The organism is Aureimonas sp. SA4125, assembly GCF_019973775.1.
Classification (GTDB): Bacteria; Pseudomonadota; Alphaproteobacteria; order Rhizobiales; family Rhizobiaceae; genus Plantimonas.
In genome coordinates, this window is record NZ_AP025032.1 from 964,900 (window position 1) to 985,326 (window position 20,427).

Sequence of the window (20,427 nt, forward strand, 5' to 3'; positions counted from 1 at the left end):
TCCCTTATTGCGCGAGCGCCCGGCAGTGTTGTGGTGGAAAGTGCAGCCAGACATCCTGGCCGACCGGGATCGCGACGTTGACCGGTGCGACGGTGCGCACCGTTTCTCCACCCTTGAGGGCGACGAGATAGTCCCGGTGCGAGCCGAGATAGATCTGCCGCGTGACCGTGCCGATGGCGCAGTTGGTTGTATCGGCGGGCTTGTTCGGGGACAGCGCGACATCGTGATGGCGCACCGAGACGGCGGCTCTCCCGGATGCCGGAACGGTGCCGCTGCTGCATCGCAGCACAAGCCCGCCCTCGCAGACGACCGTGTCGACGTCGCCGCGCGTGCCCGTCAGAATGTTGGTGCCGCCGATGAAGCGGGCGACGAACTCGGTTTCCGGCCGCTCGTAGATGTCCTCGGGCGATCCGGCCTGCTCGATCCGCCCATCGTTCATCACGACGATGATGTCGGCGGTGGTCATCGCCTCGACCTGGTCATGGGTGACGTAGACGGTGGTGTAGCGGAACTCGTCGTGCAGCCGGCGGATTTCGAAGCGCATCTCCTCGCGAAGATTGGCGTCGAGGTTGGAGAGCGGCTCGTCGAGAAGGAGGATTTCCGGCTTGATCACGAGGGCCCGCGCCAGCGAGACGCGCTGCTGCTGGCCGCCGGAGAGTTCGCCGGGATAGCGCGCCTCCAGCGCCGAGAGCTGCGTCGCGGCCAGGATCTCGCGCACCCTTGCGGCAATGTCTGCCTGCGCAAGGCGCCGCAGCTTGAGGCCATAGGCGACGTTCTCGAACACCGTCATGTGAGGCCAGAGCGCGTAGCTCTGGAAGATCATCGACATGTTGCGGCCCTCGGGCGGCACGGTTGCCGAGGCCGAGGAGACCGTCACGCCGCCGACCCGGATCTCACCGCCATTGGCCGCGACGAAGCCAGCGATCAGGCGCAGCGTCGTCGTCTTGCCGCAACCGGAAGGGCCAAGCAGACAGACCAGCTTTCCCTTCTCGACCGTCAGATTCACGCCTTTGACCACGGTCAGAGCGCCGTAGCTCTTGGTCAGGCCGTCCAGTTCGAGGAACGCCATGCCGTCTCCCAACAATGCTCCGCGCGCGGTCTCTTTATTTCGCCGCTGTTCCGCATCTCCTGGACCCTATGAACGAAATTGAAGACTGTCAACAGATTACCGTTTGGCGAAAGGTCATGCGGAAGGACGGCCCCGGACCGCCCAGCGGATGATTGGCGGCAGGCAGAGATTGGTCAGGATCGACCGGGTCAGCTGAAACCCCGCGACCGCTGCGGCCAGGAGGCCGAGCGTCGCCGCCGAGGCGATCATCTCGCCGAGCCCGCCGGGCGCGACCGCGAGGATCGCCGAGACATGGTCGAGGTCGCCGAAGCGCTCGACGACGGCCGTGAAGCCGACGAAGGCGGTGCCGATGAGGACGATGCCGCTGAGACAGCCGCCGAGCGCCAGCCGCGGCATGCGCCGCAGCCGGTCGAGCCGGAAGCGCAGGCCGAGCGAGGTGCCGATGGCGAGCTGGGCGGCAAACAGGACGAGCGGCGGAACCGGCGGCAGCGGGTGCCCGGCGCCGACGACGGCGACGCAGAGGAGCATGGGCGCGATGATGTAGGCGTTGACGATCCTCAGCCGCGTCGCTGCGGCGGCCAGCGCGGCGGCGACCGTGGCGAGCACCAGGATCTCGCCGAGGCCGGCCATGCCGAACAGCGGTTGCGGCGCCTGGCCGGTGCCGGCGACCAGCCCGAGCCAGAGCGGGATCAGTACCAGCACGAGGACCACCCTCAGCGTATGGACCAGGGCGACAGCCTGCTCGTCGGCCTCCAGCTCCTGCGCCAGCGTCGCCATTTCCGCCATGCCGGCCGGGAGCGAGCAGAGCACGGCCGTCAGCCGGTCGATGCCGGCGATCTTGGCGAGGGGAAAGGCGAGGAGGAGACCGGCAAGGTTCGACAGGACGGCGACGGCCAGCATCACCGGCATGAGTGCTCCGAGGGCGCTCAGAATGTCGGGAGACAGCACCGCCCCGACCGACGCGCCGACGAAGAGCTGGCCGCCGCGCCTGAGGGTACGGCCGCCGGGGACCGTGCCGACGACGTTGGCGACGATGGCCGCGCCGCAGAGCGAGCCGAGGATCGCGGCCAGCGGCAGGTGCAGGGCCCGGAACAGGAGAGCCCCGGCGAGGGCAGCGCCGAGGGTCAGGCTCCAGAGGCCGGCGGCCCGCAGCACACCCCGTCGCCGGGTGTGGCGGCGCTCCGGCGGGCCGGGTGGAAGCGATCCCGCCAAGCCGTCAGACCATCAGCGCGCCGCCGTTGACGTGCAACGTCTGTCCGGTGACGTAGCGCATCGACGGGCCGGCCAGGAGGCGCACTGCGGCGGCGACCTCTTGGGGTGTGCCGCGCCGGCCGAGAACATTGGTTCGGGTCGCGTGGTGCCTGGGCTCCTCGCCGTCGCGCTTGGTTTCGATCAGGCCGGGGGCGACGCAGTTGACCGTGATCGCGGCGGGACCCAGATCGTGGGCGAGCGCCTTGGTGAGCCCGGCGAGCGCCGCCTTGGCGGTGATGACGTGGACGCGCCCGGCCGCGCCGCTGTGGCCGGTCAGGCCGCCGATCGAGATGATCGCCGCCTGGTCGCTGGCCTTCAACGAGGGGAGCGCCGCCTTGGTCAGCAGGAAGACGCTGTCGAGGCAGAGCGCCATGACGGCGCGCCAGTCGGCGTAGGAGAGGTCCTCGATCGTCGCCTCGGGCCGGATCGCGGCATTGGCGACGAGGATGTCGAGCCGGCCGAAGGCGGCGAGCGCGGCCTCGACGATCTTGGCGGGCACTTCGGGATCGGCAAGGTCGCCGAGCGCCACCGCGGCGCGGCCGCCGGCCGCCTCCACGAGCCGCGCCGTCTCCGCGGCGCCAACCGCGTCGCGGTGCGCGTGGACGAGGACGGACGCGCCGTCGGTGCCGAGCGCCACGGCGATCGCCCGGCCGATATTGCGCGACGCGCCGGTGACGAGGGCGACGCGGCCGCCAAGTTCGCTGGTGGTCATGTCTGGGTCTCCAGGTCGGGGGAGGCGCTCAGCCCGGCGATGGCGGATGTCGCCTCGGGGGCGGCGAACAGCTGGCCGCAACGGGCCAGCATGGCCTCGGGATCGGCGACGCCGCCGTAGCGGGCATTGGCGAGAAACTTGGCATCGAGCTCGTCGCGGCCGAGCGGCGCGTCGACGCCGCCGCGCATGTGGTCCTGGCGCGCCTCGTGCACGCTGCCGTCGACGAGCGTGATCCGGACATGGCCGGTGAAACGGGCGGGATAGGGATCGGCGGGATCGACGACATAGCTGACGCGCTGGCTCAGCGCGAGCAGCGCGGGGTCCGTGATCGCGGCGTCCGAAAAGTCGGAGAGCCCGGCCGTGCCGCGCGCAAGGCCGAGCGCCACGCCGAAGGGAATGCTGAACTTGGCGGCATAGGCGGTGGGCGGCGTCTGCTTCATCGCCAGCGGCTCCCACAGCCGGTGGACATAGCCGTCCGAGGTGAAGCAGGTGATCGACTGGATTTTCGACAGCGGCACGCCCTCGTCCCGTAGCCGCTTGGCGCAGTCGATATAGGGCTGCACCATGGTGCCGCAGGGATAGGGCTTGAAGGTGATGGTCTCGGCGATCCAGCGGTCGCCGAGGCCGCCGAAGAGGAGGTCGAAGCGCGGCGCCAGGGAGGGCGCGAAGGCGCGGAAGAAGCCGTGCTCACCCTCCAGCACGGCGCGCGGCCCGACGAAGCCGGCGCGCCCCATCAGGGCCGCGCGCATGCCGGACTGCGCAGCCCAGCCGGCATGCATGCGCTTGGTCGAGGAGCCGTCGCCCAGATATTCGATGATGCCGGATGCGGTCGAGCCGGCGATGCCGAGCGCGTTCTTCAGCGCCTTGGCGTCGGCGCCGGTCGCCACGCCGACGGCGAAGGCCGAGGCGAGGGCGCCGAGGACGGCGGTCGGATGGAAGCCGGCCTTGTGGATCGCCTTGGGCGTGACGAGGCCGAGCCGGCAGAGCAGCTCGATCCCGGCGGCGATGCCGAGCATGGTCTGCACGCCCGAGAGGTTCTCGCGCTCGGCCGCGGCCAGCACCGCGGGCACGACGACGGCGCCCGAATGCACCGGGCCGCCCTCGAACGTGTCGTCGAAATCCTCGCCATGCGCCGCGGTGCCGTTGATCAGCGCCGCGTCCGCCGCCGAGTAGCGCCTGGCGTGGCCGATGGCGACGTGGCGACCCGGCTCGGCGGCAGTGATGATGCTCGCGACGTAGTCGGTGTGCCGGGCGGCGAGGCACAGGCCGACGACGTCGGTGAGGATCGCCTCGGCCTTGGCCGCCATCGCCGCGGGAATGCTGGCGGGCGTCAGCCCGGCGCCCCAGGCGGCCAGCTGCTCCGACAAAGTCGGCTCGGGGGCATCGTCGTGTCGGGGGGCTGCAGCCATGGGTCAGGATACCTTGTCGATGGGAGTCCCCGCCGAGCCACGCCGGGAGTGGAACTCCTGGACGAGGGAAATCGCGAGGAAGAGGAAGGAGAGGACGAGGAAGACGACGGCGATCGGATCCTCGAGGAAGATCCTGTGGTCGCCGCCGGCGATGACGAGCGAGCGGCGGTAGTTCGACTCGATCATGAAGCCGAGCACGAGGCCGAGCACGACGGGCAGCATGGGCAGGCCGAAATAGCGCATGCCGAGGCCAAGGACGCCTGCCGCCATGACGATGCCGAGGTCGAAGATGCTGCCGTTCACCGAATAGGCGCCGGCGAGGACGAGCGCGAGGATGAAGGCGCGCAGGTAGTATTTCGGCTGGTTCACCAGCCAGACGCAGCCGCCAAGGGTCAGGAAGGCGGCGGGAATGAGGGCAAAGGAAGCCACGACGAGGCCGGTGAACAGGCCGTAGAGGATGGTCGGATCGCGGTCGAACAGGACCGGGCCGGGAACGAGGCCGTGGATCAGGAAGCCGCCGAGGAGGATGGCGGTCGAGTTCGAGGCCGGGATGCCGAAGGACAGGAGCGGAATGAGGCCGACGCCGGCATCGGCATTGTTGGCCGCCTCCGGGGCGGCGACGCCTTCGGGCGAACCCTTGCCGAACTCGCCTGGCGTCCTGGAGAAGCGGCGCGCCTCGTTATAGGCCATGAAGGAGGCGACCGTGCCGCCGGCGCCCGGCATGATGCCGCAGAAGACGCCGATGCCCGAGCCGATGAGATTGGAGCGCCACAGCTTCTTCTGCATCGCCATGGCGGGCCATTTCAGCCGCGTAATGGCCCCTTTGGCGTTGCCGCTCTCGCTGCGGGTCGCCATCTGCTCGAGAACCTCGCTGACGGCGAACAGGCCGACCATCATCAGGATGATCGGCACGCCCGACAGAAGATTGGGATTGCCGTAGGTGAAGCGGGCGACGCCGCTGACCGGATCGGTGCCGATGGTCGCGATCATCAGCCCGATCAGCGCCGCCAGCACCCCCTTGGTGAGCAGCCCTTCGGAAACGGTGGCGATGACGCTGAGACCCAGCACGCCGAGGGCGAAATAGGTGGTCGGACGGAACTGCAGAGCGAGCTCGGCGAGCGGCGCCGTGAACAGGATGAGGCAGAAGATACCGGCGAAATTGCCGATCGAGGAGGCGTAGAGCGAGATGCCGAGCGCTTCGCCCGCCTTGCCCTGCTTGTTCATCTCGTAGCCGTCGATGAGGGTCGCGGCGGCGGCGTTGGTGCCGGGCGTTCGGATCAGGATGGCCGGCACCGAGCCGCCATATTCCGCCCCGACATAGGTCGCCGCCAGGAGCACGATCGCCGGGATCGGGTCCATCGTGTAGGTGAAGGGCAGCAGCAGCGCCATGGTGATCGAGGGCGAGAGCCCCGGCATGGCACCGCCGAAGATGCCGAAGATCATGCCGATGATCGCCATCGGAACGACGAGCGTCGTCGTCAGGAGGTCCAGGCTTTGCAGGATCGCGTCCATGGGGACAGACTCCGGGGTGGCGGGAAAGCGCCCGGCCGCCGCGGCGGGCCGGGCGGTCGCGGGTGCGTCCCGTCTGAAGGAATACCGGCGGGGGCGCCGAAGCCGTGTCCCCCGGGCCTTAGAACAGCCGGCCGAGGATGCCGGTGGGCAGGTTGAGGCCGAGCAGGGTGTCGAAGAGGAGAAACAGCACGACCGCGCCCAGCACCGGCACCATCAAAAGGCGGCGCGACGGGCCTACCCCCTGATAGGCCAGCATGCCGGCGAGGAAGAGGGCCGTCGACGGGATGTAGCCGAGCCAGTGCAGCGCCGCGATGTAGACCGCTGCCATCGCGACCACGCCGGCCGCGACGGCGAAGGTGCGACCGGGGGTCTCGAAGGCCTCCGAGACCTTGGCGGGCAGGAACGTGCCCGTCCGCTTCAGCCAGAGCTGGTGCAGGATGATCACGGTGGCCGTCGCCGCCATGACCCCGCCGAGGATCATCGGCACGCCGCCGGCACCGACGCTGTCGCCGAGCGCGCTGGTGCGGATCCGCGACGCCTCGATGAGGTAGATCACCGAGAAGGCGAGGGCGACGATGCCGAGCCCAAGGTCCTTGGTCATGGGGACGTTTCCTGCTGTCTCGACCGCGTTTCGGCTACTGGATGACGCCCGCTTCCGTCAGAAACGTCTTCTGCTCGGTCGCAAACGTCGCCATGAAGGGCGCGTATTCGGCGTGCGGGATGAAGGTGCCGATGAGATTCGAGGCGCCATAGGCCGCCTTGTATTCGGGGTTTTCCAGAAGGATCGGGATCGCCTTCTCCCAGACCGCGATGGCCTCGGGCGAGATGCCCTTGGGGCCGGCGAGGCCGCGGAACTTGCGCACGACGAGGTCGATGCCGGCCTCCTTGACGGTCGGAACGTCGGCAAGGATCGGCAGCCGCTCGTCGGTGGCGACGGCGAGGATGCGGATCTGCTTGGCCTCGAGCTGCGAGCGCAGTTCCTGGACCTCGCCGATGGCGATGTCGAGCGTGCCGTTGAGGACGTTGATCATCGTCTCGCCGCCGCCCTCGCTGGTGACGATGGCCGCATCAACGCCGGCTTTCTTCTTCAGGTCTTCCAGCGAAATGCGCTCGAGCGAGCCGGGATTGGCGGCACCCCAGGCGCTGCGGTTGTCCTTGGCATGGGCGATGACGTCGGTGAGCGTCTTGAACGGGGCGTCGGCGCGCGTGTAGATCACCGCGGGATCGTAGAAGACGTTGACCACAGGCTCGAGATTTTCGTAGTCGGCCGACAACTGGCTCATCAGCGACGTGAAGATATAGGTCGGCGTGGTGGCGTAGAGGACGCTGCCGTCTGTCGCTGCCTGGGCCATGTGGGCCATGGCGTTGGCGCCGCTTCCGCCGGAAACGTTCTCGACGACGAAATCGGCATCGATGATGTCGCGCAGGTAGCGCGCCATGTCGCGCAGAAAGACGTCGCTGCCGCCGCCGGGGCTGGAGTGCGTGACGAGGGTCACGACGTCGGTCGGATAGGGCAGGGGCTCGGCCGATGCCGGGTGGATCAGGAAGGTGGCGGCGGCGGCGCCGGCGAGAAGGCCGGCAAGACGTGTGACGAACGACATGTTTCTCTCCCATGGAAATGATGGCCCCCCGCTTCTGACGAGCGGATCGCGAGCCGGTTGAACTCAGGCGGACTTGGTCTCCTCGACCGAAGCAGCGGCCGAACTCTCGTCGGTGGACTGCGCGATCACGCGCTGCCGGCCCATCTCGACATGGTCGAAGCAGGCACGGTAGGCGCCCGGCCCATCGCGGGCCACGACCGCATCGACGATCGTCTGGTGCTCGCGATGGGAGACGGCCAGGGTATCGCCGGACATCAGGTTGCGGGCGCGAAACAGCCGCAACTGCTTCACCAGCGCGCGGTACTGGGCGGCGAGGACCGTGTTGCCGCTGGCGGCGACGATGAAATCGTGAAAATCGAAATTCAGCGGCAGATAGGCCTCGAAGCGATGGGCGGCGGCGGCCTCGCCCATGGCGGCATGGCGGGACAGCAGCTCGGCATGGTCATCGGCACTGCCGTCGGTTGCCAGAAGCTGGCCCGCATAGCCGAACAGCGCGGCGCGCACACCATAGACCTCGAGGGCAAAGGCCTTGTCGACGCGGCGGATGAAGATGCCGCGGTTGGGCACGGCCTCGACGAGGCCCGCCGCCTCCAGCGCCCGAAGCGCCTCGCGCACCGGGCTCCGGCTGGTGCCGAACGTCTCGGCCAGCTGCAACTCGTTGATCCGCTCCCCGACGGGCATGGCGCCTCGCAGGATCATGGCCTCGATCTCCCGCTCCAGCACGCTGGTCAGCGAGTGTTTCTGCAGGAGGACAAGCTTGGCGGCTGCGGTCATCATGGGTCAAGGATTAAGCTGTCGACAAAACATTGTCAACAATACGCAACGTCGAAACGACGAAGGTTTCCTCGATGGTGGAGGAGCATCAGCGGCCGGGCGCACCGCGGTTGCGGCAAGACCCTGGCCGAGATCGTTCGAGGATGGACCCCAGCTCGGGGGGGGGGGGGGGGGCGCTTGCCAGCGGGTGTGACACGCCGTACATCACCGCCAGGCCTTCACGCCAAACGAGGATACACTTGGGACTGCAGGTGCTCGCAAGGCTGGTGCAATCTTTCGCCAGCCGCTGGACAAGCGGCACGGGCCAAGCGACCAAGGGGGCGGCCCATCCGCCCCGTCGACGGCTGCAACTCCCCGTTGACCCCAGCGTGACCTATGCCGTCGGCGACGTTCACGGCTGCATTGATCATTTGCGAGCTCTGGAAGAAGTGCTGATCGAGGACGCACGCGACCGGGCGGGGGTGAAGCTGATCATCATGCTCGGCGACTACGTTGATCGCGGACCCAACAGCGCAGCAGTCATCGAGCACCTGCTTGCCGAACCGCCACCCGGCTTCTTTCGCGTCTGTCTCAGCGGCAATCATGAAGAAGTCATGCTGGACACCGTCCGCGGGCGAAGCAGTCTCGACCGCTGGCTGGATTTCGGCGGGGAGGCAACCCTCCTCTCCTATGGTCTCGACGTGCGCTATATGCGCGAGGAGATCGGCCTCGACAACGTCCGGATCCTCGATGAGATGCGGCGCAGCATCCCGGCTCGCCATATATCTTTCCTTGAAAGTCTAGCCTCGTCGCTGGCCACGCCGAGTTTCTTGTTTGCCCATGCCGGGGCCCGGCCGGGAGTGGCGTTGAGCGATCAGGTCGATCACGACTTGATGTGGATCCGGTCGGACTTTCTCGACTCCACGGCCATCGGATTCGACAAGACGGTGGTGCACGGCCATTCGATCACCGCCGAGCCCTTTCTCTCGCCATTGCGCATTGGAGTCGACACGGGGGCTTATCTCGGCGGAGGATTGACAGCCTCCCGCCTGGCCGACGGTCAGGTGAACTTCCTCCGGTCGTATTGACAGTCGGCATCCGGAATCCCGCCGTGCGGATGAAAGGACGACGCTCGCCGACTTGAAAGGGACGCCCCGTCGGCCTGTTCTCGGTGGGCGAGGCCCCGCAGGGGCGTCGCAACGGCGGTGCGGGTGGATCGCAGCGGCCGTTGCGACAAATAGCTGTCATCCAGCCCGATAACTGCGTTCCATCGCCTCCGTCCATCGCCTCCGCAAAAGCGCCGCGCTTTCCGGGATCCCGCTCTCACGCTGACATGAGGCCAGCGTAGACATCCTGGAGCGAGGTGTGGGTGATGGTCAGAACGTTGTTGTTGCCGAAATCCAGGATCGCATCGCCATTGGCGGCCTGGCGCGCGACAAAGCTGCCTGCATTGTCGAGGAGGATGTGATCGACGCCGACCTCGAAATCCATGATGCGGTCGAAGCCCATGCCGGGCCCCGCGACGAACACGTCGCTGCCCGTTCCGCCGGTCAGGAAATCGTTGCCGCGGCCCCCGTTGAGGGTGTCGTTTCCGGCAAACCCGAAGAGATTGTCGTTGCCATCGAGGCCCATCAGCACGTTTGCCGAGGAGTTGCCGATGATCCTGTTGTCCAGAGCATTGCCGGTGGCATTCCAGGCGCCGCCTTCCTCGAGCGACAGGTTCTCCACATTCGCGCCGAGGGTATAGGACGAGCTTGCTTTGACGGAGTCGATGCCCTCACCGGCCCGCTCGATCACCAGATCGCCGAGACCGCTCACCACATAGGTGTCGTTGCCGGTGCCACCTTCCATCCGATCGCCGCCGCCGCCGCCGATCAGCGTGTCGTTGCCCCCCAAGCCAAGCAGGACGTTGCTGCTGGAATTGCCGATAATCCTGTTGTCGGCATTGTTGCCTGTGGCGTTCCAGGCTCCTCCTTCTTCCAAGCCCAGGTTCTCGACATGGGCGGTCAGGGTGTAGGAAAGGCTGGCACGAACGGAGTCGATGCCATTGCCCGCGGTTTCGATCACCCGGTCGCCGGCGACGTCGACGTAGTAGGTATCGTTGCCGACCCCACCCTCCATCCGGTCGGCTCCCTTGCCGCCAATCAGCGTGTCGTTACCACCGAGACCGATGAGGATATTGGCGCCGTCGTTGCCAGAGATGCGGTTGTCGAGTTCGTTGCCCGTCCCGGAGACGGCCGTGCCGTCCAGGTTGAGGACTTCGACATTGGCGGAAAGCGCGTAGGATACGGTGGAACGCACAACATCGTATCCTGCTTTCACGCCCTCCGACACCACGTCACCGGCATTGTCGACGTAGTAATTGTCGTCGCCGAGCCCGCCTTCCATCCGGTCGGCCCCGGCACCCCCGTCCAGGGTATCGTTGCCGCCGAGGCCGAGCAGGGTATTGGATGCTCCATTGCCGACCAACTTGTTGGCAAGAGCGTTGCCGGTGCCGTTAATGGCCAGGAGGCCGTCCATCGTGAGATTTTCGAGATTTTCGCCGAGGACGTAGCTTGCAGTCGACTTGACGGTATCGACGCCGCCATTGACCGTCTCGACGATCTGATCGCCGCTGGTGCTGACGACGTGGGTATCGTTGCCGCGGGTACCCTGCAGCACTCTCGGGGCCGACTCGACGGCCGCCCCCTGTGACGGGCTCACCGCATACTGGTAGGCCTTGATGTAGTCGATCTGCATCTGCGCCTGAAAATCTTCACCCGGCGCCACCGATCCACCCCAGCTGCCGCCGAGGGCGAGATTGGCGACGATGTACATCGGCTTGTGCATGTCATCGGGCGTAGCGGCCTTCCCGACTTGCTGGCCGTCGATGTACCAGGTGATGTAGTCGGCTTGCCAGTCGACGGCGTAGGTATGAAAGCCGAGGGAGAGGTCGCCGACATAGGACCGGGCGCCCGCCGAGGTCTGCGTCCCCGTCTCCGCGGAGTGGACCGTCGTGTAGACCATGCTGGTATTGTTGCCCAGCACTTCCATGACGTCGAGCTCCGGCGGCCACGAGCCGTCGGTCGGCAGAAGCCAGAATGCCGGCCAGGCGCCCTGCACGGCAGGAATCTGGGCGCTCATCTCGAAATAGCCGTAGGTCTGCGAAAAAGTGAACTTCGAGGAGAGCATCCCGGACGTGTATTGATAGTTCCAGATATCATCCTGGATCTCTGTCGGGGCATTGTCGCCGGTAATCGTCAGGACGCCGTCATCGATGGAAAACGGATTGATGCCGAGGTCCTTGAACGAGGGGTCGATGTAGATCTGTTGTTCTTTGTTGTTGACCAGGGTCCGGCTGGTCCGGCTATCGGCGTCGTTCGAAAATACGGTGCGCCAAGTTCCAGTATTGCTTGTATTGTCATATAGGCTCAACGAGTTGAATTCGTCGGAAAAGGTCTCGACCAGATTGCTCTTGTCGACCTGAAGATGAAAATTGTCCTCGACGAAGGCGCCGATCGTGGTATTCTTGAAGCCGAGAATTTCCGTGTCGGAGAGCTTCAGAACGACATCGTTTCCAACCTGCGTCATGTTGGCGGTCACCTGCTGCAGCGTGGTGAAGCCATAGTTGTTAAGGCGGACGTGATCGCCGTTCGAACCGGTCTCGAAATCCGTGATCAGATCGTTGCCATTGCCTTTGCTGACCATGAAAACGTCCCGGCCGGTACCGCCCGTGAGGATGTCATTGCCGGCGCCGCCGTCGATCGACTGTGTTCCGGCGCGGCCGCTGATATTGTTGTCCAGCGCGTTGCCGATGCCGGCCATGCCCTTGCCGGAATCGCCAACGAGCATCACCAGGTTCTCGACGTTGTCAGCGAGCTTGGTGACGGTGGCGCTTGAGTGGACCGTGTCGATGCCTGCCCCTGCCTGCTCGACGATGCGGTCGTTGCTGGAGTAGACGAAATAGGTGTCATCGCCGCCAAGGCCGATCATGGTGTCGCCGCCGCCGCTGCCCCTGATGCCATCGTTGGTTTGCGTGCCCGTCATGGTTTCTGCGGCGGTCGTCCCCACGAAGCCCTGCTTGTAGCTGCCGGACAGTGGCAGGACCGCTTTGAGAAGATCGCTCGCACTAATAGAAGTCATGGTCACGGCGCTCCATTGCGTCAGATGTGCCGTAGCTTTGCGCGGGACCCCTTGTACTTTTTGGCTCGGATTTGAGACAAGTTTACGCACCCGCCGGAATTCTGCTGCAGCGGGAGCAGAAATCGCCGCCCGCGACCGAAGGCGCGGATTTTCCCTCCGAAAGAGAAGGAGCACGCGCCGCATTGCCGGCGTTTCGCCCCGCTATCTGTCTCTACGCTCGGGCTTCGTCCCGTCCGCGGGAATTTGAGGAGTGCACATGGATTTCGACGTCAGCCGCAGAGGCTTTCTCAGCCTTGCTGCCAACGGCCTGGCCTTCGGCTTGCAGCGTCCCCAGCAACTTGAACTCTCGCATACGCAGTTTCGAAAGGGATCGGCGACAGGCGACGTTCTGGCGCGCTTCAGTCCGCCGGGACAGGAGTGGGTCGGTCACTTGTTGGATGATTTCGGAGGGCGGGTCGTCGTGGACGGATTGGTTCTCCGGGCGGCCGAACCATTGTCGAGCGAGGCGGTCGGGCGAATTCATGCGCGTTTTTCCAGCCCTGGAGGACATGAAACGGTCCAAGGTCGCTTCGACGTCTCGGTAACGGCGCTCGAGGGTACCAAGGAGGTCCATCGGCCGCCTACCGCGATCGTGGTGTCCGGGATTAACGGTCAGGCCGAAGACGGCCAGTCGGTCGAAACCTGGCGAGGGCGGGAAGTCCTCCTGGCCAGCGCCGATGCACCTGGCTGCAGAATTCGGGTGACCGAGGGTCCCTATCGCGCCCAAGGAGCGCAAGGGGCGCCGCATGTGGTGACCGCCATGGGGCTGACGGTGGGCGCGATCGGAAGCACGCGCCGACTGGTGCTTACGGCGACCAACGCCGCTGGCTCGGTGTCCCGCACTTTCACGATGACGACCCGTCCCTTCGCCATGAACAAGGACCGGTACTTGGCCTTCTTCGACTATACCGATCCCGCGACGATGACCCTCGGCGAGGGTGGCCGCATCATGAAGGTGGTCGACAAGCTCCATGGACGAGCCCGCGTCGCGCCGGATGACAACGAGAGCACGCCGGTCTTCGACCGCGCGAGCAAGCGAATGACCCTCAGAAGCGATCGCCGGCAGCACTTGCGCATGGCGGAGGGCGCGACGAACGATGATTGGCGATCGCTCCTGGCCACGGAACGCCACCGGCTGACCCATATCGTTTTCTTCGAGACCGATGATTTCGAGGCTCCGCAGCCTCTTTTCAGCTATCTTGACGGCTCATCAGTGGTTCTGGCGGTGAGGATCAATTCTGACCGCGGGGTCGAGATGCGCCGTCCGGCAGGGCTTTTCTCGCAACTCCGTCCGCAGCCGCTGTTCTCGGCGGCAACGACGCCGTCCGGCCTCGTCCCCGGTGTTCCGGCCTATATCGGGGCAGTCAGCAATGGCGTGAAGCTGTGGGGTCTCACAGACAATCGCGTGACACAGCGGACGCGGAACGATGAGGGCAATGTCGCGACCGACGTGACCGGCTGCGACCTCGGCCGCGAAGGGCGCGCCTACTTCAACGGTCGCATTCTCGGCGAGATTGTCGCGTCCGATGACCTCTGTGCCTCGGAGGTGCGCGGCCTCTACGACACCATGCAGGATGCCTGGGGACTGCCGCAAAGGACCGAGCCGGAGGCCTTCGATTGGGAGCAAGTGGAAGACTCGGCCTTCTACGACACCGGCGACGAAGGGATTGGCATCAATCCGCAGATCGAAACGGACTTTACACGGCCGCTGGGCTGGATACCCCAGATCGGCGATCGCACCAACAGGATGGGCGTCGAGGCCTCGAACAGTACGGAGAAGGCGTTCCATCTGGATCCACGCTATCCCGGAAATGCAGCGGCTGAGACCACCGAGCTCACATCCGACGGCAAGCGTCACATGCGCTTTCGGCCGATCGACGGGGCCGGCCTGAAGCCGGCGGTCAAGGATTACATCGCCAGCTTGAAGACGGAGTATGGCTTCGTCGGGTCGGCCCTATCGACCCGGCGTTTTGTCGCGCCGGGCCCTTCGCACGCCTTGGAGCTGATGCTTCGCAACCCGCCGGCGATCGCCGGCAATTTCGCCTGTTTCGGCTGGACGCTCGCAGAATCCGGCGGCCATCCGCCCGAAACCGACTGGAACGAGCAATCGGGATCGGCCAACGAGATTTCGCAGGGCCTGCATATGGCGCCGCGCTGGCCTTTGATGGGGCGGCGCCTGGCCACCGGCGGCACTGGCTTTGGCATGGCGCGGTCGCATACCGACCGCGAGCAGCACTCCTACCAGTTTCTCATCGATGCAGCGACGGATACGATTAAATACTACCAGGACGGCTATCTGTTCTCGGTCCAGAAACCCCAGCGAGGGCTCCGCCTTTCGAGCGTCAAGGCATTCAAGGCAGGTCTGATTGCAGGCCAGGGCGGCGGCACCGGCATCCTGGCGGACAACGGGACACCGACGGGAACGCTGAAGGTGCTGGTGGGCGGCGGGGGGCTCAGCGACGCCAACAGCCGGCGCGGCGCACGCTTTGGCCTGAAGATCGTCGGCGGCCGGGCTGTCGACCTCTACTGGGACGCGGCGAAGGACGACAGCGGCGCGATGATGGCGTTTGTGCCCGGAAGCTACGAGGCCTCGGAGACGGTGTCGCCGCTCCGCCTGCTTTCGGCTTCCGGCTCGGCCGTGCGGGCGCGTGCGCTGCCCGACATGACGCCGCTTCAGGTCGGTATCGACGATCCTGTCGTGCCAGAGGATTTCCATACGGCGATGTACCTCATCGTCAACAACGCCGCCGGCGGCTTCACCGGCACGCCGGCGGTGGATCAAACCTCCGATGGCTTTCTTTCGCGCGTGACCTTCCACCATGTCAGGCGCGCGGCCGTCATCGCATCCGCCGACGTTGCGACGCGGGCGCGCGAACACTGCGCGGGTCTGTTCGGCGCGCTCGCCGCCCGTGGGACCATCCCGTCAGACAACGACCGAGGGCTGATCTACGACTTCATATCCATGGCGATGGCGACGGACATGATGTGGGGACGGCCGATGGATGGCGCCGACCCCGTGATGGACTATGCCCGGCATCGAACGCTGTGGGACAGCATCGGCATGCTGGGGATATTCTTCGGCCCGTATGACGGTCTCGTCGACTGGAAGGATCCGGCCAACAGCTTCATCATGAAGAAGCGCGTGAACCGCCGGCCTGACCTTGGCTTCTCCTTCACCGGTCAGCGCGGCGGCGGTCAGATCATCGATACGATGAAGCCGATGGCGGCGCTCCACCCGTTCGGTCCCTGGGCCAACGGCATGACGACACTCTTGACCGCCGCGGTCGCCAATCCTCGCCATCCGAAACGCCCGCTTCTGGGAGCCGGCCGAACCGTCGCCCTGTATCTCGCAGGCGGGGGCTCCCAGTCCAAGCGGCGGCTGGACGATGGTGCGACCCGGGGTGAGATCGCCGTTCCCGACTGCTTTGCCTATCGGCTGGGCGTCGATCTCCAGATTGCCAGCCAAAGCGCCAGCATGCCCATGGACGTCGGCATCTACACCGCGGTTCGGCGCGAGCAACGCCTAAACGTGTGGAAAAACGGCGATCGGACGGTGCCGTTTTACGCCGGATTGATCCCGACGCGGGACTACCAGACGGGGCACTCTCCGAGTGTCGTTCCAGCAACCAGCCTGAAGATTGGCAGCTTCGATGCCGTCACCCAAGGCGCCGCGGCCTCGCTCGGAGGCTTCTGCCTGCACCGCTGGTGGAACGACGAGGAACATGCCCGCTTTGTGGCATTGCTGGCACCGCTTGCGCGCAAATATGCGGTGCCACTCGGCCTCGATCGCGGGTGATCGCGAAGTCGATGAAAGGCGAAAAGCGCTTCATCAATGGGCAACGGCAGCATCATCGACTACGTCTGCGCCCCTGTGGGCCGGCAAGTCTGTGATGTTGCGGCACTGCTATCGTTTACGCAGCAGACCCGATCGGTTTATGCAAAAGGCGACTGGCAGTTTTGAGAACAATTGCCTGTGCTGGTTTTTCGATCATTCGGAATATCAATATAGATATCGCCAGCGCTATTGCCACTGATGCAAAGGCAGCAGCGGCAGTCAGCTCAATCGGAAATTTTGTGCCAAGTAATTTGATCGGAATTTGGATAATGTATGGATGCGCAAGATAGAGAGCATAGGAGGCATCTCCCAGCAAGACGCCAATCGCGACAGCACTCGTGTTCGGAAGGTTCAGCTTGAGAAAGCCTGCAACGATCAATAGCGCAGGAACGCCATGTCCAAGAAAGCGTGGAATCTCCGGCGACAACCACAGCAGGCAGCTTCCAAGCGCCACAAGAAGCGCCGAATGGACATTATTGCGCCCTTGCATCCATGAAAAACGCTGGTACGCCAGGCAAAGAAGAATGCCAAAAGTAAATTCCAATATTATTGAATTCGTAAAAAATGTCCATAATACGCCACCAGCTGGCAGCGTTGCTCCCAGAAGGGCAATAAGAGTCAAAATTATGCACGAACAGAGCGCAGCCGAAAATTTTGCAGCCAGCGAAATTGCAAATATAGCATAAAAAAACATCTCATAACATAAGGTCCAGCCAAGAAAAAGAATGGGCTGAACTTGGCCATTTTCTTTTACAAATGGAATGAAAAAGAATGACTTTATAACAGTTATTGCTTATCCCCTTCGCTCAGGCGGTAACCATACCTAGCGAAGCCGCGTGACGGCGGGGGCCCTGTCCCCTATCTCGTCTGGATGTCCGAGGCCCTGTTCCCCACGCGCTGGAAGAAAGACAAGCCGCCGTCGCTCGAGCGGTTTATGGCCACGTTCCCAGACGACTACGCTTGCGCCGACCACCTTGCCCGAAAGCGTTGGCCGAACGGGTTCCGGTGCCCGCATTGTGCCTCGCAGAAGGGATGGAAGTTGGAATCCCGCCCCTGGGTCTTCCAATGCTCAGGAAAGGGCGAGAACCCCGGCTGTCGCAAGCAGACTTCGGTAATCGCCAAGACGGTGATGCACGGCACGCACCTGCCGCTGCGCACATGGTTCATCGCGGCCTACCTCGTGGCAACCCACTCCAACTCGATCTCCGCCCTCCAGCTCCAGCCCAAGATCGGGGTCGGGTCGTACAAGACCGCCTGGCTACTGCTCCATAAGCTCCGACGCGCAATGGTCGACCCCGGTCGGTCGCCGCTCGAGGGCAAGGTCGAGATCGACGAAACGAGCTTTCCCCATCGCAAGAGGACGGAGAGCCCGGACGGCGGGCAGGGAAAAAGCACGGTCGGCAAGGTCTTCGTCATCGGTGCGGTCGAGCATCGCGATGGCAGGAAGTCCGGACGGCTGCGGCTCGCCAAGATCGCCGAGGACCGGCGCGAGTTCATGGTTCCCTTCGTGCTGGCGAACACGGCGAAGGGATGCACGATGGTCACCGACGGAAGCAGTTCCTACGTCGGCATTCCGGATCGCGGGCATATCTTGAAAAACCTGAGCAAGGACAATGCACCGCCTGGCCATATCGCCATGGAGCGCATCCACCGCGCCTTCTCCAATTTGAAACGCTGGTCGCTGGGCACGTTCCACGGCTTCCGGGAGAAGCACGTCGACGCTTACCTCAACGAGTTCGTATTCCGCTGGAACCGACGTCGCTCGTTCCAGACCACGATGGAGCGCATCCTCGGTATCGGCCAGGCGCTGCCACGCACCACCTACCGGGACATCGTGGGCGATACCTCGGAATGGCGAAGGCAGCATCAAGCCCAGATCTTCAAGATGACCTCTCCCCTTCGGATGAAGATGGCGAGGGAACTGGCACGCGAAATGCGCATCCCCATCATCGAGGCACTCGCGCAGATCCGCACCGAGACCGATAAGCGATACGAGCGTCGCCAACCGAAACGGCCAGCCCTTGCCCTGCGCCGGGAGGGTGATGCGCGCCTGTCCGGCCGTTATCGATATGTCGCCCGGCCAACAGTGGCCGCGATCGAGGCGCGCTATCCAAAAGTGGTGCCTGAGCCGAAAGTCGCGGCCCACTGACCGAGGCACGGGCTCGGGTTCCGACATCCAGCGACATGAATCCGAGCAGTTTCTGTGGACCGCAGGCCGGGAAGCGGATCTGTGCGCGACGCGCCGTCGCCGATGGTCTCTCCTACTCCAGCAGCTCGATCGATTCCCTTCCGCGGAGGCCTCCGGCCCCGCCATCGGCTAGCCTAGGCTTCAGCTATATCTGGTGGTCACCTGAGCAAAGGGGATAAGCAATTAACAGTTTCTGTAGTTATTGATGTTGAGTTGAGGAGGGATGGGGTGACGATTGCAAGGACGATAACTGCTGACGTCAAAAACCAGTAGAGTGGCACAACGCGGGCCACCCGCCGCACGATAAAATCTAACACGCCTTGGCCCGGTCTTGACGTATACGTGATAATAAAACCGCTCAGCACAAAGAAAATATCAACGCCACTGTAACCCAGGGAAAATTGATGAATGCGGGTTTGGTATTCTGCGGAGAGCCCACTTCCTACGTGGTATAGCACCACCATCATCGCGGCGATAATTCGCAGTATCTGCAACGCATGCAAGCGGGCGCCGGGCATACGGGATGAGGTCGTGTCCGTCAACGTGGTGGAAATTGAGTGTAGCTGAAGCGGCTCCGTTTCAGGCGACTTCGGTGGAAATCTGTTCGGGTTTTGCAGTGTTGCCCATGGCCATGAGGTCGGCCATGGGTTCGGTCTGCATGTAGCGGTTCTGGATCTGCCATTCGTCGTTGGCCTCGAGAAGGACGGCGCCGATGAGCCGGATGATGGATCCCTCGTTCGGGAAGATTCCGACGACGTCGGCACGCCGCTTCACCTCCTTGTTCAGGCGCTCCAGGGAATTCGTCGAATGGATCCGGGTCCGGTGCTGACTGGGAAAATCCATGTGCGCCAGCACGTCGGTCTCGCTGTTGTCGATGAAGGCCCCGAGCTTTGGACACTTTCCCCGAAGCTGGTCGGCGACGTGGCGCAGCGCCTGGCTGGCGCTAGCACGATCGGGCTGGGCGAAGGCTTGGCGCAGCGCGGCCGCCGCCATGCTCTGCTGCGCCTTCGGGACATACGACAGGGCGTTGCGCATCCAATGCACCCGGCAGCGCTGCCAGGAGGCGCTGAACACCCGGCGAATGGCGGCTTTCAGCCCTTCGTGAGCATCCGAGATCACGAGCTTCACGCCGGACAGGCCGCGGCGCACGAGGCTCTTGAGGAAGCTCGACCAAAACGTCTCCGCTTCCGAGGGGCCGATGTGAAGGCCGACGATCTCGCGCTTGCCGTCCGTGTTCACGGCCACGGCGATTATGGCGGCGACCGAAACGATGCGTCCACCCTCGCGCTGCTTCAGGTAGGTCGCATCCAGCCAGAGGTAGGGCCAGTCGCCAGTGAGAGGACGGTCGAGGAAGCCGCCGACGCGTTCGTCGATGTCTTTGCACAGCTTCGATACGGTGCTCTTGCCGATCCCCGACAGCCCCATGGCCTGTACCAGATCGTCGACCCGCCGGGTGGAAACGCCGCTGATCCAAGCTTCCTGAATGACGGCAACCAAGGCCTTCTCCGAGAGCTTTCTCGGCTCCAGGAACGGCGGGAAGTAGCTGCCCTGCCGAAGCTTGGGTATCCGAAGCTGCAACGAGCCGAGCCGCGTGTCGAGCGAGCGGTCGCGGTAGCCATTGCGATAAGTCGCCCGTTCCTGCGTCCGTTCGTGGCGCCCGGCGCCGATCATGCCTTCAACGTCGACCTCCATAAGGAGCTGCATCACGCTCTCGGCTATCGTTCTCAGGAAATCGCCGTCCCCGGCTTTCGCAAAAAGCTCGGCAAGCGGTAGTCTGTCCTCGGTCATCGGGTTCTCCGGTCAGGTTGAAGTCTCGCAACTCCACCTTAGCCGCCCTATCCGGTGACCGCCTCAGCCACACCTTTCAATGTCGGAATTTCCACCACGAGCGCGGACACTACCCGGGATGAATTCACGAATTCAGGAGTCATGCACC

Annotated in this window: 15 protein-coding genes and 1 pseudogene; 3 read left to right on the forward strand and 13 right to left on the reverse strand. The window is 64.5% G+C overall.

What is annotated here, in order from left to right; translation table 11 throughout:
* Positions 1 to 4: 4 nt before the first annotated feature.
* The 8 genes from Sa4125_RS04445 to Sa4125_RS04480 form a co-directional block, all read right to left on the reverse strand.
* A complete protein-coding gene (locus Sa4125_RS04445; RefSeq protein WP_224004092.1) occupies positions 5 to 1,069 on the reverse strand; it encodes an ABC transporter ATP-binding protein in 1,065 nt (354 codons plus the stop codon).
* 114 nt (positions 1,070 to 1,183) lie between these two features.
* Entirely contained in the window at positions 1,184 to 2,281 is a 1,098-nt protein-coding gene (locus tag Sa4125_RS04450) for an AbrB family transcriptional regulator (RefSeq protein ID WP_224004094.1), read from the reverse strand.
* A gap of 4 nt (positions 2,282 to 2,285) precedes the next feature.
* Positions 2,286 to 3,032, reverse strand: coding sequence for an SDR family oxidoreductase (locus Sa4125_RS04455; RefSeq protein ID WP_224004095.1), 747 nt, complete (start codon positions 3,030 to 3,032; stop codon positions 2,286 to 2,288).
* Positions 3,029 to 4,441, reverse strand: coding sequence for an MmgE/PrpD family protein (locus Sa4125_RS04460; RefSeq protein WP_224004097.1), 1,413 nt, complete (start codon positions 4,439 to 4,441; stop codon positions 3,029 to 3,031). The genes Sa4125_RS04455 and Sa4125_RS04460 overlap by 4 nt, the downstream gene beginning before the upstream one ends.
* A gap of 3 nt (positions 4,442 to 4,444) precedes the next feature.
* Positions 4,445 to 5,953 (reverse strand): tripartite tricarboxylate transporter permease, encoded by a 1,509-nt coding sequence (locus Sa4125_RS04465; RefSeq protein ID WP_224004099.1) that lies wholly within the window; start codon positions 5,951 to 5,953, stop codon positions 4,445 to 4,447.
* Between the two features lie 118 nt (positions 5,954 to 6,071).
* On the reverse strand, positions 6,072 to 6,554 hold the full coding sequence (locus Sa4125_RS04470) for a tripartite tricarboxylate transporter TctB family protein (protein ID WP_224004101.1): 483 nt from the start codon (positions 6,552 to 6,554) through the stop codon (positions 6,072 to 6,074).
* A gap of 34 nt (positions 6,555 to 6,588) precedes the next feature.
* Positions 6,589 to 7,554: a tripartite tricarboxylate transporter substrate binding protein gene (locus tag Sa4125_RS04475; RefSeq protein ID WP_224004102.1), complete on the reverse strand. Its 966-nt coding sequence runs from the start codon at positions 7,552 to 7,554 to the stop codon at positions 6,589 to 6,591.
* A gap of 63 nt (positions 7,555 to 7,617) precedes the next feature.
* Positions 7,618 to 8,331 (reverse strand): FCD domain-containing protein, encoded by a 714-nt coding sequence (locus tag Sa4125_RS04480; protein ID WP_224004103.1) that lies wholly within the window; start codon positions 8,329 to 8,331, stop codon positions 7,618 to 7,620.
* Between the two features lie 236 nt (positions 8,332 to 8,567).
* On the opposite strand from Sa4125_RS04480, the gene Sa4125_RS04485 reads away from it, so the two are divergent.
* The gene (locus Sa4125_RS04485; RefSeq protein WP_224004105.1) at positions 8,568 to 9,395 is read left to right on the forward strand and encodes a metallophosphoesterase; all 828 of its coding nucleotides are present in this window, start codon (positions 8,568 to 8,570) and stop codon (positions 9,393 to 9,395) included.
* Between the two features lie 235 nt (positions 9,396 to 9,630).
* Here Sa4125_RS04485 and Sa4125_RS04490 read toward each other — a convergent pair whose 3' ends face one another.
* Both Sa4125_RS04490 and Sa4125_RS04495 read right to left on the reverse strand, forming a co-directional pair.
* Positions 9,631 to 12,612 carry a family 16 glycosylhydrolase gene (locus Sa4125_RS04490; RefSeq protein ID WP_224004107.1) on the reverse strand — a complete coding sequence of 994 codons (2,982 nt, stop codon included), beginning with the start codon at positions 12,610 to 12,612 and terminating at the stop codon, positions 9,631 to 9,633.
* A gap of 28 nt (positions 12,613 to 12,640) precedes the next feature.
* Positions 12,641 to 12,952 carry a hypothetical protein gene (locus Sa4125_RS04495; RefSeq protein WP_224004109.1) on the reverse strand — a complete coding sequence of 104 codons (312 nt, stop codon included), beginning with the start codon at positions 12,950 to 12,952 and terminating at the stop codon, positions 12,641 to 12,643.
* A gap of 216 nt (positions 12,953 to 13,168) precedes the next feature.
* Between Sa4125_RS04495 and Sa4125_RS04500 the strand changes: the two genes are divergently transcribed.
* Positions 13,169 to 16,264, forward strand: coding sequence for a hypothetical protein (locus tag Sa4125_RS04500; RefSeq protein ID WP_224004110.1), 3,096 nt, complete (start codon positions 13,169 to 13,171; stop codon positions 16,262 to 16,264).
* A 115-nt stretch (positions 16,265 to 16,379) separates the two neighbouring features.
* Here Sa4125_RS04500 and Sa4125_RS04505 read toward each other — a convergent pair whose 3' ends face one another.
* Entirely contained in the window at positions 16,380 to 16,997 is a 618-nt protein-coding gene (locus Sa4125_RS04505) for a hypothetical protein (protein ID WP_224004112.1), read from the reverse strand.
* Between the two features lie 240 nt (positions 16,998 to 17,237).
* Here Sa4125_RS04505 and Sa4125_RS04510 point away from each other — a divergent pair.
* Positions 17,238 to 18,140 (forward strand): annotated as a pseudogene (locus Sa4125_RS04510) (IS1595 family transposase); the annotation flags it as partial.
* A 509-nt stretch (positions 18,141 to 18,649) separates the two neighbouring features.
* Here Sa4125_RS04510 and Sa4125_RS04515 read toward each other — a convergent pair.
* On the reverse strand, positions 18,650 to 19,033 hold the full coding sequence (locus Sa4125_RS04515) for an acyltransferase (RefSeq protein ID WP_224004114.1): 384 nt from the start codon (positions 19,031 to 19,033) through the stop codon (positions 18,650 to 18,652).
* 37 nt (positions 19,034 to 19,070) lie between these two features.
* Positions 19,071 to 20,279, reverse strand: a complete 1,209-nt coding sequence (locus Sa4125_RS04520) for an IS256 family transposase (protein WP_223998301.1) — start codon at positions 20,277 to 20,279, stop codon at positions 19,071 to 19,073.
* Between the last annotated feature and the right edge of the window lie 148 nt (positions 20,280 to 20,427).

What these genes read in the sequence shown, in the direction of transcription:
- Sa4125_RS04465 (WP_224004099.1), bottom strand. Translation starts at nt 5,953, where the DNA reads ATGGACGCGATCCTGCAAAGCCTGGACCTCCTGACGACGACGCTCGTC.
- Sa4125_RS04475 (WP_224004102.1), bottom strand. Translation starts at nt 7,554, where the DNA reads ATGTCGTTCGTCACACGTCTTGCCGGCCTTCTCGCCGGCGCCGCCGCC.
- Sa4125_RS04460 (WP_224004097.1), bottom strand. Translation starts at nt 4,441, where the DNA reads ATGGCTGCAGCCCCCCGACACGACGATGCCCCCGAGCCGACTTTGTCG.
- Sa4125_RS04480 (WP_224004103.1), bottom strand. Translation starts at nt 8,331, where the DNA reads ATGATGACCGCAGCCGCCAAGCTTGTCCTCCTGCAGAAACACTCGCTG.
- Sa4125_RS04490 (WP_224004107.1), bottom strand. Translation starts at nt 12,612, where the DNA reads ATGCGGCGCGTGCTCCTTCTCTTTCGGAGGGAAAATCCGCGCCTTCGG.
- Sa4125_RS04520 (WP_223998301.1), bottom strand. Translation starts at nt 20,279, where the DNA reads ATGACCGAGGACAGACTACCGCTTGCCGAGCTTTTTGCGAAAGCCGGG.
- Sa4125_RS04445 (WP_224004092.1), bottom strand. Translation starts at nt 1,069, where the DNA reads ATGGCGTTCCTCGAACTGGACGGCCTGACCAAGAGCTACGGCGCTCTG.
- Sa4125_RS04505 (WP_224004112.1), bottom strand. Translation starts at nt 16,997, where the DNA reads ATGTTTTTTTATGCTATATTTGCAATTTCGCTGGCTGCAAAATTTTCG.
- Sa4125_RS04495 (WP_224004109.1), bottom strand. Translation starts at nt 12,952, where the DNA reads ATGAATTCGCCCGACCGCCTCGCTCGACAATGGTTCGGCCGCCCGGAG.
- Sa4125_RS04455 (WP_224004095.1), bottom strand. Translation starts at nt 3,032, where the DNA reads ATGACCACCAGCGAACTTGGCGGCCGCGTCGCCCTCGTCACCGGCGCG.
- Sa4125_RS04470 (WP_224004101.1), bottom strand. Translation starts at nt 6,554, where the DNA reads ATGACCAAGGACCTTGGGCTCGGCATCGTCGCCCTCGCCTTCTCGGTG.